12 protein-coding genes are annotated in these 15,049 nt (G+C 37.5%); 3 read left to right on the forward strand and 9 right to left on the reverse strand.

What is annotated here, in order from left to right:
• Nucleotides 1-227: 227 nt before the first annotated feature.
• Nucleotides 228-1,637 carry an alanine/glycine:cation symporter family protein gene (locus B1R93_RS07315; RefSeq protein WP_088103235.1) on the reverse strand — a complete coding sequence of 470 codons (1,410 nt, stop codon included), beginning with the start codon at nt 1,635-1,637 and terminating at the stop codon, nt 228-230.
• A 291-nt stretch (nt 1,638-1,928) separates the two neighbouring features.
• Here B1R93_RS07315 and B1R93_RS07320 point away from each other — a divergent pair, with 291 nt between their 5' ends.
• The gene (locus B1R93_RS07320; RefSeq protein WP_088103236.1) at nt 1,929-2,831 is read left to right on the forward strand and encodes an EamA family transporter; all 903 of its coding nucleotides are present in this window, start codon (nt 1,929-1,931) and stop codon (nt 2,829-2,831) included.
• Nucleotides 2,832-2,839: 8 nt separating this feature from the next.
• Here B1R93_RS07320 and B1R93_RS07325 read toward each other — a convergent pair whose 3' ends face one another.
• The 4 genes from B1R93_RS07325 to B1R93_RS07340 form a co-directional block, all read right to left on the reverse strand.
• Nucleotides 2,840-3,544 carry a pseudouridine synthase gene (locus B1R93_RS07325; protein WP_088103438.1) on the reverse strand — a complete coding sequence of 235 codons (705 nt, stop codon included), beginning with the start codon at nt 3,542-3,544 and terminating at the stop codon, nt 2,840-2,842.
• A gap of 26 nt (nt 3,545-3,570) precedes the next feature.
• Nucleotides 3,571-4,842, reverse strand: a complete 1,272-nt coding sequence (locus B1R93_RS07330; RefSeq protein ID WP_088103237.1) for an ATP-binding protein — start codon at nt 4,840-4,842, stop codon at nt 3,571-3,573.
• Between the two features lie 120 nt (nt 4,843-4,962).
• Entirely contained in the window at nt 4,963-6,762 is a 1,800-nt protein-coding gene (locus B1R93_RS07335; protein WP_088103238.1) for an ABC transporter ATP-binding protein, read from the reverse strand.
• Nucleotides 6,755-8,479: an ABC transporter ATP-binding protein gene (locus tag B1R93_RS07340; RefSeq protein ID WP_088103239.1), complete on the reverse strand. Its 1,725-nt coding sequence runs from the start codon at nt 8,477-8,479 to the stop codon at nt 6,755-6,757. Before B1R93_RS07340 ends, B1R93_RS07335 begins: the two co-directional genes overlap by 8 nt.
• A 201-nt stretch (nt 8,480-8,680) precedes the next feature.
• On the opposite strand from B1R93_RS07340, the gene B1R93_RS07345 reads away from it, so the two are divergent.
• The gene (locus tag B1R93_RS07345; protein WP_088103240.1) at nt 8,681-9,241 is read left to right on the forward strand and encodes a transposase; all 561 of its coding nucleotides are present in this window, start codon (nt 8,681-8,683) and stop codon (nt 9,239-9,241) included.
• The gene (locus B1R93_RS07350) at nt 9,142-10,068 is read left to right on the forward strand and encodes an IS3 family transposase (RefSeq protein WP_133058600.1); all 927 of its coding nucleotides are present in this window, start codon (nt 9,142-9,144) and stop codon (nt 10,066-10,068) included. Before B1R93_RS07345 ends, B1R93_RS07350 begins: the two co-directional genes overlap by 100 nt.
• Nucleotides 10,069-10,126: 58 nt before the next feature.
• On the opposite strand, the gene B1R93_RS07355 is transcribed toward B1R93_RS07350, so the two are convergent.
• From B1R93_RS07355 to B1R93_RS07370, 4 genes are all read right to left on the reverse strand, one after another.
• On the reverse strand, nt 10,127-11,317 hold the full coding sequence (locus B1R93_RS07355; RefSeq protein ID WP_088103241.1) for a M14 family metallopeptidase: 1,191 nt from the start codon (nt 11,315-11,317) through the stop codon (nt 10,127-10,129).
• 157 nt (nt 11,318-11,474) lie between these two features.
• On the reverse strand, nt 11,475-12,497 hold the full coding sequence (gene dctP / locus B1R93_RS07360; protein WP_088103242.1) for a TRAP transporter substrate-binding protein DctP: 1,023 nt from the start codon (nt 12,495-12,497) through the stop codon (nt 11,475-11,477).
• A 271-nt stretch (nt 12,498-12,768) separates the two neighbouring features.
• Nucleotides 12,769-14,271, reverse strand: coding sequence for an arabinosylfuranosidase ArfA (arfA, locus tag B1R93_RS07365; protein WP_088103243.1), 1,503 nt, complete (start codon nt 14,269-14,271; stop codon nt 12,769-12,771).
• Between the two features lie 103 nt (nt 14,272-14,374).
• Entirely contained in the window at nt 14,375-15,025 is a 651-nt protein-coding gene (locus B1R93_RS07370; RefSeq protein ID WP_088103244.1) for a YesL family protein, read from the reverse strand.
• Nucleotides 15,026-15,049 lie beyond the last annotated feature (24 nt).

Here is a 15,049-nt window from a genome sequence, read left to right on the forward strand (position 1 = left end):
CCTCTCTTTTATTTCTATGAGACAAGTTTAGAAAATATGGTTGGACATAAAGAAAAAACCCCCCATTTTTTGAGATTACTAAAAAAGGCTGGTTTTTGAGGGTATTGAAGCCATCGCTGCAACTAGCGTAACTTTCAATGGTTTTTTCAATGCCCTCGAAACCTTTTTCAGTAACCTCTTATGAGGAGTTGAATTCACAAGCTTTTAAATTATGTGTACGATTATTTCTATTGTTCCTTCCTGTTCGAAGCTTCTTCCCATACTTCTGTATTTGAAAGACCTGGAATTGCCTTTGAAGTAAAGACTGGATCTTTTCCTGCTTTTTTCTGATCAAGATAATCATGAAGTACTGAAAAAGCAATTTTTCCGAGCAAGAAAATAACGATGAGATTTAAAACAGCCATTAACCCCATAAATAAGTCCGCCATATTCCAAACGAGCATTATTTCTGCTACAGAACCTAATAAAACCATTAATAATACGGCAACGCGATATACGATAAGCCAACTTGAGCTTTCCCGAATAAATTCAATATTTGTTTCACCATAGTAGTAATTTCCGATAATTGAACTAAACGCAAACAATAAAATGGCAATAGCAACAAAGCTCGGAGCCCATGCCCCAATATGCTGACTTAATGCCGATTGTGTTAATTCAATACCATTTACATCACTGAGTTGGTATACATCTGTTAATAGGATCATAAAGGCAGTTGCCGAACAAATAATTATTGTATCAACAAATACACCTAATGATTGTACTAACCCCTGTTTGGCTGGATGGCTGACATTTGCAGTTGCTGCAGCATTTGGAACACTTCCCATCCCGGCTTCGTTTGAGAATAGGCCTCGACGGACACCTTGCATGATCGCAGCTCCAATTCCTCCTCCAACAACCTCATTAAATCCAAAGGCACTTGATATAATTAATTGAATAAGAGCCGGGACCTGCGTAATATTAGTCAAAACAACATACAAAGCAATTAGGAGATAAAGAATAGCCATAATCGGTACGACATATTGTGTAACCGTTGCAATTCTCTTAACCCCACCGAAAATAATTAACCCCGCAATACCAGCAATAATCACTCCTAGTACAAGACGGTTAAATCCAAAAGCATTTTCAAAAGCTAGCGTTATTGTATTTGCTTGAACAGCATTAAAAATTAACCCAAAACATAATGTGATAAGAATGGCAAATACTACACCGAGCCAACGGGCACGTAGAGCCTTCTCCATATAATAAGCAGGGCCTCCACGAAATTGCTCCCCATCTCTAACTTTATAAACCTGAGCAAGCGTACTTTCGACAAATGCAGTGGCCATTCCTATGAGCGCAATAACCCACATCCAAAAGACGGCTCCGGGCCCTCCTAAAGCAATAGCGATGGCAACCCCGGCAAGATTTCCAGTACCTACTCTAGAAGCAGTACTTATTGTAAACGCTTGAAAGGCAGATATTCCTTTATCGCCATCCTTTTTCTCTCCAATAAGTCGAAACATCTCCGGGAATAAACGAAATTGAACAAAACCCGTTCTAAATGTGAAATAAATTCCAAGAATAATTAACAATACGATAAGAACATAAGTCCAAAGAAGATCGTTTCCTGTATCGACAATTCGGTTAATCCAAGTCATTCCTTTCACCCCTCTTTATAAATTTGAATTATTTTTAACCCACTACTATTTATACCCACTTTTATAAAAACAATGCCTTTATTTAGCTTTCTGAGTATAAATTATTAAACCTCCTTTCGTCAATTCCTTGACATCATTTTACTCCCAAGCTACAATTTACATCAGTTAAGTTAATATCACCAAAACTTGTAAGTTCTGTGGACTTTTAAAGGTAAGCCTTATTTTCGCCACACAGTTGCCCTTGCGGCTTTCTGTGTGGCTTTTCTAGTATTCGAAAAAGGAGATATGAAAATGAAGACATCTGTTTATGCACTCCTTGTTTTTTTAGGAGGCTGCTGCTTTGGCGTTCTCTCGACCTTTGTAAAGCTAGCTTATGCTCAGGGGTTTTCTCTTACAGCTATTTCAGGGAGTCAGTTTTTGTTCGGTGCACTTCTCCTTTGGCTCATGGTTCTATTTTCAAAAACAACGCGCTTAACTTTACGCTCAATCGTATCTATCGTTCTTTGCGGTATACCGATGGGCTTAACTGGGATTTTCTATTATCAATCCCTTCAAACTCTTGATGCGTCATTAGCCATTATTTTCTTATTTCAATTCGTATGGATCGGGACTTTACTAGAATATGTAATTGAAAGAAAGAAACCAACATTTAAAAAGCTGCTTTCAATCTTTGTGCTGATGATTGGCTCTTTCTTGGCTGCAGGCATTGTTAATACCGACATTGAGAATCTATCCTGGATTGGTGTTGTTTTGGGATTATTAGCTTCCGTTTCTTTCTCTATTTTCATTTATACAAGCGGCTCTATCGGAAAAAATATTCCAGCTATCCAAAAGAGCGCATGGCTTTCAGTTGGTGGTTTGTTGATTGTTTCAATTATCCTTCCTCCCACTTATTTAGTTAATGGGGAATTAATGAACGGCCTACTGCCATTCGGAGTATTTCTAGGTTTTTTCGGTGTAGCTCTACCTCCTCTCTTATTTTCAATCGGAATGCCCCATATTGGATCTGGTCTTGGCACAATTTTATCAGCGGTAGAACTTCCCGTCGCTGTAACGATGTCCTCACTAATCCTAGCTGAAACGATATTATATAGCCAATGGTTAGGCGTGGTGATTATATTGTCAGGAATTATAGTAGGGAATATTCGATTTTCTTTTTCCGCCTTTAAGGAACAAAAAAAAGCTGCCTCATAAAAATGAACTTATGGGGCAACTCCATTATTTAGAAGCTTCTTCAAAAGAACAAGCTCCTCGCTAGCTACATCTCGCCATTCACCTAAAGCTAGTCCATTTAAGGTTAAATTCATCAGTCGAACTCGCTGTAACCGTACCACTCGATAATCGAAATATTTAGTCATCCTACGAATTTGACGATTCAAACCTTGAGTTAAAACAATCCGAAATGTATCTTCATTTACTCTTTTTACTTGACACTTTTTCGTCATCTTATTAAGGATCGGAACTCCTTGAGCCATTTCTTGTAAAAACACATCAGGGATTGGACGGTCAACTGTCACAATGTATTCCTTTTCATGATGATATTCTTCCCTCATCATCTTATTTACTATATCGCCATCATTCGTTAGCAGGATTAACCCTTCAGATTGTTTATCAAGCCTTCCAACCGGAAATATTCGCTCAGGGTAATTGAGAAATGAAATAATATTATCTTTAACCAAAGGTTGAGCTGTACAAGTAATCCCGACTGGCTTATTGAATAGCAAATAAATATCCTTATTCTTACGTACTATCTCTTTATTATCAATTAAAACTGTGTCCGTTTCTTCTACAAAACTGTCGTGTTCCGCCTTTTGCCCATTTATAGTAATACGACCTGCTGATAGTAATCTTTCGGTTTCTCTTCTAGAGCAATAACCCGTTTCACTTATGTATTTCTGAATTCTCATCATCTCGTTGCCCTCTCTTGTTGTTTTTACTCTGTAATCGGTATTGTTATTTTAACCGTAGTCCCTTTTCCAACTTCACTTTGGTAGTGAACCGTTCCATTCATCGCTTCAATAATTTGGATTGAGACCATTGTTCCAATTCCAGTTCCTGCATCTTTAGTTGTGTAAAAGAGTGTCCCTATTTGCTCCAGTTGTTCTTTCGTCATTCCATTTCCGTTATCAACAATAAATAGCTTCACATCCTGATTACTCTTTTTTAAAAGGATATGAACCCTCCCGCCTTTTTCTGTAGCTTCAATGGCATTTTTCACAAAATTTATTAATGCTTGTTGAAACTGTTCGCGGTTTGTCACGATTTGAACGGGTGTATCACAGTATTCCCCTTCCAATTCAATTCCTTCCTTTAAGGCTAACGGTGATAATAAAGAGACGATATCCATTATACAATCCTTCACTTGAACTAATTGGAGCTCTTTTAAATGCGGCTTTGAAAAATTCAAATAATTGGTGATAATTAATTCAGCTCGAACTAATTCACTTAAAATTAATTTCAGATATTGAGAACGTCCTCCTTTTTCCTCCTCTTTCATTAATTGCAGAAACCCTTTCACCACTGTTAACGGATTACGAACTTCATGAGCAATCGATGCCGCTAACTGACTCACAGTTTTTAATTTTGTTACCTGAATCATCTCTTCGCGAATTTTTTGTTTTTCGTTTACGGCCTCATGGAGAAGAGTCGCAATCATCATCGAAATAACGATAGCAAAGGCATAGGCACCAATATAAAAAATCGTTAAACCACAACTTATTGAGAGATATCCTTTAAGATCAAGAATATAGAAAATAGCAATCAATTGAAAAAGACCAGGTATAGCGGATATCGTTGTTGCATATTTTACTCGGTTCCACTTTCCAACTATATTGTTAAATCTTTTTGAAAATAGATAAGATAAAATCGCAACAATTGATGTTGATATATACCCAACAATTAACATTTCCCCACCTATGTACGTACGAGCAATAATAATAATGGTAAAAACGACCCATCCAGATTTTGCTCCTCCATATAGAAACGCTAGAGTTAACGGAATAAAACGTAAATCTAAATAAAGATCAAAATAATTAAATGAGTAAACCATACATAAAACAGCCGCAAACGAATGCAATGCGGTTCTTATTTGCCATGATTGTCCTACTTCTTTCCCTTCAAAAAGAACACTATAAATCAGGACTGGCGCTAAAACAATTAGTATATTTAAGAGAAGTATTTCATCAACTACTAAACCACTACTCATCCTTAGTTTCTCCCAGCAATATTTGTTATCTATAATTGTTCGACATGAACGAAGTAAGCCCTTCTTCCTATGAACAAAAAAATACTAAATTAGCACTTTTTTGCGATCACCTTCACTTTTTTATCTTGCCTGCATTTCAAAATAATGCCCTTTTGCTTCTATTAGCGATTCATGCGTCCCTATTTCAATTACCTTTCCTTCCTGTAAAACGAGAATTTTATCGGCTTGACGGACCGTATTCAAACGATGAGCAATCACAAAGCTCGTTCGTCCCTTCAGTAAGCGTTGTAACGCTTCTTGAATTTTTATCTCAGTCATCGTATCGATATTGCTCGTGGCTTCATCTAAAATTAATAAGGTCGGATCGGCTAATATTGCTCGTGCAATGGCTAATAATTGCCTTTGTCCTTGACTAATTCCTCCCCCATCCTGACTTAAAACTGTGTCATAGCCATTTGTCATTTTACAAATAAAAGAATGGGCATTCGCTTGTTTCGCTGCTTCTTCCACCTCTTTATCGCTTGCTTTTAGTTTTCCATAACGAATGTTTTCTCTAATTGTCCCTTCAAACAAAAACGTATCCTGTAACACAAATGCCATCTGCTTACGTATGTTTTCCCGTTTCATCTTCGTTATATCATAGCCATCCAGTAGAATTTGCCCACTATCAAATTCATAAAAGCGTGAAAGTAGATTAATAATAGTTGTTTTTCCAGCACCAGTTGGGCCCACTAAAGCAATGGTTTCACCTGCCCTTGCTTCAAAGCTTACATTAGATAAAGTTTTTTCCTCTCCATAGGAAAATGATACGTTATTAAAGGTTACGTCACCTTTTATAGATGGGAGAGATATCGCATTCTCTACATCTCGTTCGATTGGTTCATCTAGCATTTCAAACACACGTTCCGCCCCTGCTACTGCGGACAAAAGTGTATTAAACTGATTCGCTAAATCATTTAATGGTCTTGTAAATTGACGAGCATATTCCGTGAAAATAACAATGACTCCGATTGAAATCATCTGATTAAGTGCCATTACTCCACCAATAGCAGCTATTATTGTGAAGCTTAGATTATTTAACACATTCATAAGCTTTGGAATGAAGCCAGAATATGTTTGAGCCCAAAAACTTGCTTTTCTCAATCGCTGATTTTTATTATAAAATTCATCAATGACTCGTTGTTCCTGCGAAAAAGTCTTTACTATCTTTTGACCTGATATCGTCTCCTCGATATAGCCATTCATGTCACCCACATGTCGCTGCTGTTCCTTAAAATAAGTTCCCGTCCGTTTTGTAATCCACTTCATACCAAATACCATGAATGGAATAATTGTAAGTGTTAAAGCGGTTAGTAAAGGGCTTAACCAAAGCATTACAGCTAAAATACCGATAAACGTAAGGACACTCGAAATAATTTGAATCACTGATGTATTTAACGTTGAACTGATGTTTTCAATATCATTTGTAGCCCTACTCATTAACTCACCATGCTGTCGCTTATCAAAAAACGGAATGGAAAGCTTATGTAGGTGTGTAAATAATTGAGTCCGGAGCGAATAAATCGTCCTTTGAGCAATTTGAATCATTGTCATATTTTGAAGCCATAGTGTAACAGAGTAAAGAATATAAACAACCAACAACCCAATGAGCCAGTATATGAGTCCTTGTCCATCTAGCGTCACTAAGTAGCGATCAATGGCGATACCAATCAAAAATGGCCCTAATAAACCTAATGCAGAACTAAGTATAACTAATAAAACAACGAATAAAAGTTTTCTCTGATACGCCGCCAGATATCCCCATAACCTCCTGAGTGTACCTGCCCAATCCTTCGTTTTACTATTTCCCTTAGTCGTTTCGTTGTTCTTAGGCAACTCGATTTTCTCATACTGAAATGGACGCAATAATTGATTACGCATGTAGAGTTGCCCCCCTTCTATGTTGGGATTGGTAAAGTGTAAGATAAAGCTGAGATTCTTTTAATAGCGTTTGATGATCTCCCTTTGCAATAATCTTCCCTTCATCCATTAACACAATTTGGTCAGCCATCATAGCAGTCGACAGTTTCTGAGTAATAATTAACGTTGTACACGAATAGGACTGTAATGATTCGAGAAATTTCGCCTCTGTTTTCACATCAAGAGCACTTGTACTATCGTCTAATAAAAGAATCTTCGGTTTCCTAATCAGGGCTCTTGCGATTGACAGTCTTTGCTTCTGCCCTCCCGATAAATTAACACCCTTTTGACCAATTTTCGTATCATATTGATTTGGCAATCGTTCGATCATCTCATGAATTTGTGCATCCTTTGTTGCATTGATCATCTCTTCTAAAGAAGCCTGTTCATTTCCCCACGATAGATTGTCCTTTATTGTTCCCGAGAAAAGAAAAGTCTCTTGAGGAACATAGCCTATGCTCTCTCGTAATGCTTTCTCTTCATACGCTTCAATTCGTTGACCGTCAATGAATATCTCACCTTGATTAACCTCATACAACCTAGGAATTAACTGAAACAATGTAGATTTCCCTGACCCAGTTGCCCCCATAATGGCAACCGTCTCACCGTGGTTTACGTTAAAGGAAATATCATTTAAAATGTCGTGTTCACTTGAGGAATACCGGAAGGACACGTGTTGGAATTTTATACTTCCTTGATTTACTTGATGCTCAGATTTAGTTAGAGTCCTTGGTTCATTTTTCGTTTCCAATACATCGGTTATACGTTCAGCAGACGCCCGAGCCCTTGAAAAGACAACAACTATCATTGAGAATAAAGTAAATGCTGATGTAATCCTTGTTGCATAATTTACGATAGCAACCACTTCTCCCACTGTTGCCCCACCTGCTTCAATCGTTATATGTCCAAACCATAGCACGGCCATGATTCCCGCATTCATAACGAGTAAGAGCAATGGCATTGTCACTTCCATAAGCCTTAAAGCCGTAATAGTGTGTAGCATTAAGTCTTTATTTCCTTTAACAAATCGTCTTCCTTCATGCTCACGTCTAACAAATGCCTTAATAAGTCTAATCCCGACAAGATTTTCGCGCATGATATGATTGATCTGATCCAGCTTTTTTTGCACGTCCGTAAACAACATTTTCCCCTTTTTTAATACCCACGATAACAGCACAAGAAGACAAGGGATAATAATCATAAATATTAGTCCGATTTTCAGATGAACTGTCATAATCATAATCATTCCACCGATAACAACGAGAGGAGCTCGAAGCATAATTCGTAGCCCCATAAAAACGGTATTTTGAATTTGGGCAACATCATTCGTCATCCGAGTAATTAGAGAGGAAGTCGCAAAGCGTTCCAAGCTACGAAAGGTAAAGGTTTGTATTTTATGATATAAAGCATTTCTAATGTCATACCCCATACTTTGACTTACATCAGCAGCATAATAAGAATTAATAATTCCTGAAAAAAAGGCAAGGAAAGAGATGGCAAGCATAATCCCTCCCCATTTTAAAACCATATCCAAATCCTGATTCATAATCCCATCATCAATAATCTTCGCTAAAAGCAAAGGCTGAACGAGTTCGACAATAAGCTCCATGAACATTAAAAATAGAGCAACCCAGACAAGAAATCGATACGGCTTTAAAAAAGAGAAAACCTTTAACATTGAACGTCCCCCACATCTCTCACTATGAAGCTTTTTTTATATCATAACGTATTTTCTTCCTCTACTCTAATAAATCTATCTCACTCATAGCAGGCTTTCAAAAAGATGGCAACGACTCCGCACATTACTTAAAGGCCACTAAAAAAGTGAACTGCACCCCAAAAGTTAGAGTTAACAATCTGACTTTGGGGTGTGTTTTTTATGGCTAAATATAGTGACCAATTTAAATTAATGATGGTACATGAGTATCAAAAAGGACATTTATCGTTTGACAGGTTGGCAAAAAAACACGGTATGAATGACAGCACTGCCATAAAAAAATGGGTGAAAGTTTACGATAAATTTGGGACGACAGGTTTGATGAAAAAGAGTAAGAGGGAAACTTTTTCTGTCCAATTCAAACTCGATGTATTAAGCTTTATGAAAAGAACAGGATCTTCAGAGATGGATACCGCTATTTACTTTGGATTGTCCACCCCTTCGATGATAGGTGCATGGAAGAAAGTTTTTTTGGAAGATGGTGCTGAAGCCCTGGATAGAACGAAAGGAAGACTACCCATGTCTGATAAAGCTAAAAATATAAAAAAACAACGTACAGAAAAAGAAATGACGTATGAACAAAAGCTTGAAAGAGAGAACGAGCTCCTACGTTTAGAGGTAGAATACTTAAAAAAGTTGCGAGCTTTTCAGATGGATCCGGAGGGCTATCTCGAAAAGCACAAGCAGCGTTATCATTCGAACTCAAAGAAAAGTTCAAACTAAAAGATGTTCTACAAAGAGTCGGAATTCCTGATTCCTCCTACCATTATCATATAAAAGAGATCAAGAAGGAGAATCCGAATCAGAAACTCGAGGAATGCATCCAATCCAAGTTTGAGGAACATAATGGGAATTATGGGTATCGTCGTATCTGTTTGGAGTTAAAACAAGATGGGCTCAAAGTGAATCACAAGAAGGTTCAACGCATCATGAATAAACTTGGGCTTAAATGCAAGAAATTTAGTAGAAAGTCACGAAAATATAGTTCTTACAAAGGAACAATTGGAACTGTTGCCAAGAACCTTATCAATCGTCGGTTTCACACAAGTGTGTGTCATCAGAAATTAACAACAGATATCACAGAATTCAAGTGCTCAGATGGTGTAAAACTGTACCTAAATCCAATTATGGACTTGTTTAATGGCGAAATTCTTTCTTATGAGATAAATATGCGTCCAACCTTAGAATTGGCTCTTAAACCTCTTGAGGAAGCTTTAGAAATAGTAAAAGATTCAAGGTATAGAACGACTGTTCATTCTGATCAAGGCTGGCATTATCAACATAAAAAATGGGTAAAAACTCTAAAGAAACATAAGGTGTTCCAGAGTATGTCACGAAAAGGAAATTGCTTAGACAATTCACCTATGGAAAGCTTTTTCGGATTATTAAAACAAGAAATGTATTATGGTGAGGCACTCTGCTCATTTGAGAAATTAAAAAAGAGAATTGAAGACTATATCAATTATTATAATAACAAACGCATAAAGCAAAAATTGGCAGGCATGAATCCGGTTCAATACCGTATTCATACCAGCCAATTAGCAGCCTAATATAAAACTCTAACTTTAGGGGGTCACATCACCTCTAGTTGAGCGAGCAACTGCTTGACTACAAATACATACCTGCTAACATAATTCCAAGCGCCTCTTGATAAATTGTTGGATACTGAGACAAAGGCAATGGATTCGTTCCTCGCCCCAGCTCAATCGTATATCCAGGCCGTTGCCATTCTAAAATAAACCAGTCCTTATACCCCGCAAAGCTATCAACATATTGAACTGAGCGATATCCACTAACACGTGTGAATTCTTGTACGATTCGCTCTGATTCTGCTGGTTCTAACCCTTCAAATCCCCAATATATCACCTTGCCTTGAGTATGAAACGCTAATACTCGTTGAAATTGACGCTCTCCAGCTAGTTGTGCCATAGCAATTGCTTCTGGCTCAGAAAGGGGTTCATAACCAGGAAAGTCCCGTGGAGCTGGAGCTTGAGGCTTTCTAGCTGCTTCTTCTTCCCACTTTGCCGGATATTGATTGTTTAAATCAACACCTCGGATATTCGCTTTCCAACTAGAAAAATTTGTGCTTCCTTGGTTGATAGCTAAAACATTCCGTCGATAAGGCTCTTGAGTCGGCAGCCCATTAATTACTAAATCGACACCATCTGGATTCACCATCGGGACAATTGAAAGCTCTACCGATTCGTAAAATTGACTCATATCTAAGCCTCTTACTCGCGTTGAATTTGTTAAAGCAAGTAAATACTCGTTAATAAATTCTATTAACACTGGAGTTGTAATCCATTCATGGGCGTGGAAGGAGCCATTAAAATGAACTCGTTTTGACCCTCGACCAATTCTTATTTCTTCAATTGGTTTCCCCATAACACTGTACCCAATTACTTCACGTCTAATAAACGGATAAGCTTCGCTTAGTTCTCGTAAATCCCGTTGCAATACAGCCGACGAGTAAAAGGTTTGCCCACGTATAATTTTTCTCGTTATTCTTTGTGGAAGAAGAATGTTTTGACCCACCTGTAATAACTGCGGAACGATTTGTTGGTTCGTCAATAATAGTAAGTCGAGCGGAATTGCGAACCTCCGAGCAATGGCCCATAACGTATCACCTGGTTGAATTTGATACATTGTTAGTACATATCCAGGTATAGAAACCCTAACTCCTACTCTTAACCTTTCTGGGTTTAAGTTAGGATTTGAATCTACAATAAAGCGATACGGAATTTGTAAGAGTTGACTATAATACCAAAAAGTATCGCCCTGTCTTACCGATATTTCCATTTGCCATCCCCCCATTCTTATTATTGAAGGTATGTTTATCCTCTTCTCGTCATGAATGGAGATAAAAGAAACTGGTTGTCCTAAATCACTCCTATAAACGGTGAAAATTTTCATATAAAAAAGGCGAGGGAACCGTCATGTTCCTTCGCCCTTTTTCCTATTCAATTACCTGAATTCTATCAATATAATGTCCGTATTCGTCTGCATACTTTTCATAAACTGGTTGAACAAGCTCTCTAAATGCCTCGATGTCTACTTCCTCATACGGAATAATTTCAACACCGTTCTCAATTAAATGATCATGGTTTTGTTGCTCGAGCTCCTCTGAGATTTCCCGTTGAACCTTGGCAAATTCTTTCCCAAGACTTACAATTGTTTCTTGAAGATCTTCTGGTAAGCTCTCAAATAATTCTTGATTGATTAATAATGTAGCTGACGCATAATAAAGTCCAGACTCTGAAAAGTAAGGAAGCTGCTCGTACGTTTTTGTACTCCAAATAACACCATAAGACTGGTCAGTCCCATCAATAACTCCTTGCTGTAATCCGCCGTAAACTTCAGGGAAGGCCATCGGTGTTGGGTTTGTTCCAATGCTGCTATATGTATCAATTAACAGCTCACTTTCAATAGTTCTCATTTTTAAACCCTTAAGGTCTTCTGGCGAGCGAATCGGTCGCTTATTATTTGCTAAATGTCGCTGTCCATTAGCCCAAAAAGCAATTCCTTTAAAACCTGCCTCTGACATCTTGTCTAAAATGTCCTGGCCGATATCACTATCCAATGTTTTATAGGCATGCTCTAAATCTCTATATAAGAATGGAAATTCCAGAGCTGTAACATCTGGAACAAAATTACTAACAACGCCCGTAGTAATAACACTCATATCTAGTGTCCCTAATTGAACAGCCTCCAATAGTTCTCTTTCGCCACCTAATGAACCATTTCCATGAATTTCAAATTGGATTCGACCTTCAGTTGCTTCCCGAACAGCCTCGGCGTAAGCCTCAAACCCTAAAGCGTATGCCTCCTCGGGTGGTGCAATATGACCAACCTTAAACGTATATACTTCTTCCTCTACATTATTTTCACTAGACACTTCTTCATTTGTAGATTTCTCAATTGTTCCACAGGCGGACAACAATAATGCCGCTGCACATAAAAGTCCCTTCATCATTTTCATTTCTCTTCCCCCTATTTTCCCTCTTTATTTATACCTTTGCTTGACTATTAACACTGCAAAGCGTTGAAGTAACCCTTTTATTATATAACAAAAACTATTATTGTTCATTATAAGTTTGAATTTTCCTTATATTATCAGATTATAATTCGATATCCTTTATATTTTTAGGGGATTTTCATAATTAGTTTATATAATTTTTATTCTAAAAAAATGAAAAAGCTACCAGCAAGGTCGTTTATACCTTAGGCTGGTAGCTTTTCAATATAGCGTATTACTTTGCTAAGCGGATAACGTTCCATGAAAGCTTTGAAAGATTCGCTGTTAGAGATCCTCCATCTACTTTCGCATCACCATTATTGTGCGGAACAACATTATCACGTTTTTGTTGATTTGTTGCTTTTACATCATCGTTTTCAAGCACGATATGTTCTACTACTTTATAGCCTTCGAAACTTCTAATATCAGCATCAAGAGAAAGCGTATCAGTTTGATGACGGTTCACAGCGAAAATAGTTACTGTTTCATCTTCCTCATTGTAAACAGATACAGTGTCTAAGTAAGGAATATCTGTGAAGTCCTTACTATCATATTTTGGCGAAGAAACGATAGCGTTTAGTGCAACACCACGGCCAAAGACAGATGCATGCATATAAGGATAGAAGATTGGTTGTTTCCAAGCTTCCCCACCTTTTTCTGTCATAATTGGGGCAATGACATTTACAAGCTGAGCTAAACAAGCAACTTTGACACGGTCAGCGCGCTTTAACATCGAAATTAACATACTTCCAACTAGTAGGGCATCTTCAAAGTTATAAATATCCTCTAGCTGCGGAGGTGCAATTGACCATGGCTCGATTTGTTTATCTGCTTCATTCGAATGATACCAAACATTCCATTCGTCAAACGATAGATTAATCGTTTTCTTACTACGCTTCTTCGCTTTAATATAGTCTGCAATCGAAATAACAGAATAGATAAATTGATCCATATCCATCGATTGTGCTAAATAGTTCCCTAGGTCATTATCGCGATTACCGTAATAAGTATGAAGGGAAATATAATCAACATGCTCATAAGTATGATCAAGAACTGTCGCTTCCCACTCAGCAAACGTTGCCATATGACGATTTGAACTTCCACACGCTACTAACTCAATCGATGGGTCAACCCATTTCATTGCTTTAGCTGTTTCAACTGCAATTCGTCCATATTCATCTGCTGTACGATGACCTATTTGCCAAGGGCCATCCATTTCATTTCCTAGACACCATGTTTTGATTTTATGTGGCTCTTTATAACCGTGAGAAATTCGCAAATCACTCCAATAAGAGCCAGATTTATGATTGCAGTATTCTACAAGATTACGAGCTGCATCAATTCCGCGTGTCCCTAAGTTAACTGCCATATTGACCTCAGCATTAACCTTTTTTGCCCAATCCATGAATTCATTTGTACCTATTTCATTTGTTTCTGTCGTTCTCCATGCTAAATCTAGTCGTCTTGGTCGTTCTGCAACTGGACCGACACCATCCTCCCAATTGTAGCCAGATACGAAGTTACCACCTGGGTAACGAACTAGAGGTACCTTTAATTCCTTAACTAGCTCTATTACATCTTTTCGGAAACCTTGCTCATCTGCTGCTGGATGCCCCGGCTCATAGATTCCTTCATATACAGCACGTCCTAAGTGCTCAATAAATGAACCGTAAATTCGTTTATCAATTTCACCAATTTTAAATTCCTTATCTATCGTCATTGACGCTTTAATAGCCATTATTCATCTTCCCTTCTTTATCGTGATCGTACACGTTATTTGATGAATGTAAGAAACTCAGTATTTTTAATGATTGTGTTTTCCAATCACCTCCCAACTAACATTAAATAGTTGCCTGCTCAAATTGATTTGTATTGTTCATTTTATTATCTATTTTCTTGAAGGAACGCAAGGCAAGCCACATTTGAATCATAGAAAGAACACTTCCTAAAAAGAATAAAGCTCCCGCTGGATAAGAAAACAATAAATAATAGATAGCTGATTGACTAACAATTATTGCCAACGAAATATGCATATTAACTAAGCCGACAATAAAAGCGTTTTTAATACAAGTCAATAAAGACATATGATAGTGTACATACATCGGTATCACATGAGTTAGCGCAAGAATAAATAAGAAAACAAATAAGTAAAATGCTGAGATAAAAACGATATTCACCGAATTCATATTAGCTTGGAGAACTAGAAAATTTAAATATAAGACGATGCCTATCGCAGTAAAAAACCATCCTAATAAATTCGCTTTAACTAGCTCCGTTTTAAACCCTTGAGAAAACGTTCTAAATAAAGGAATGTCCTCTTCACCATTTAACCATTTTCGGCAAATTGCCATCATTGTTACTGTTGCCGGGAAAAAACCAATGAAGACGAAACCAGCTAGACTGAAAAGAAGCCATAATCCATTTAAATAAGCTAGTTTTGTTACCCACGATAGCATCGAGCTCAACTTACTCATTATGACGTTAGTTTGCATTATGTCTCCTCCAAACCTTGGATT

The sequence above is a fragment of the Halalkalibacter urbisdiaboli genome, from assembly GCF_002156385.1.
In the GTDB taxonomy this organism is placed as follows: Bacteria; Bacillota; Bacilli; order Bacillales; family Bacillaceae_D; genus Halalkalibacter_A; species Halalkalibacter_A urbisdiaboli.